A 452-nucleotide genomic window follows, 5' to 3' on the forward strand; every position below is an offset into this window, starting at 1 on the left:
GCGATGCGCCATAGTTGCATCATCAACGTTTAAGTGAATCGTACGGTTTGGAATATCGATTTCAATAGTATCGCCATCTTCAACCAAACCAATTGCACCACCTTCAGCCGCTTCTGGTGAAACGTGACCAATCGAAAGACCTGATGAACCACCAGAGAAACGACCATCTGTTACCAATGCACAGTCTTTTCCTAAACCTTTCGATTTAAGGTAGCTAGTTGGGTAAAGCATTTCTTGCATGCCCGGACCACCACGTGGACCTTCGTAACGAATCACAACCACATCGCCAGCTTTAATATCATGACCCAAAATTGCATCTACAGCTGCATCTTGGCTCTCAAATACACGTGCTGTGCCCGTAAATTTCAAGATTGATTCATCAACACCTGCAGTTTTCACGATACAACCATCAAGCGCGATGTTGCCGTATAGAACCGCTAAACCACCATCTT

Annotated in this window: 1 protein-coding gene; it reads right to left on the bottom strand. The window is 44.9% G+C overall.

Annotated features, from left to right (window positions below; genetic code table 11):
- On the bottom strand, positions 1-452 hold a 452-nt coding region (locus tag GBI66_RS19240; protein WP_171494349.1), incomplete at both ends, for a dihydroxy-acid dehydratase.

Source organism: Acinetobacter sp. TUM15071 (genome assembly GCF_008980925.1).
In the GTDB taxonomy this organism is placed as follows: Bacteria; Pseudomonadota; Gammaproteobacteria; order Pseudomonadales; family Moraxellaceae; genus Acinetobacter; species Acinetobacter dispersus.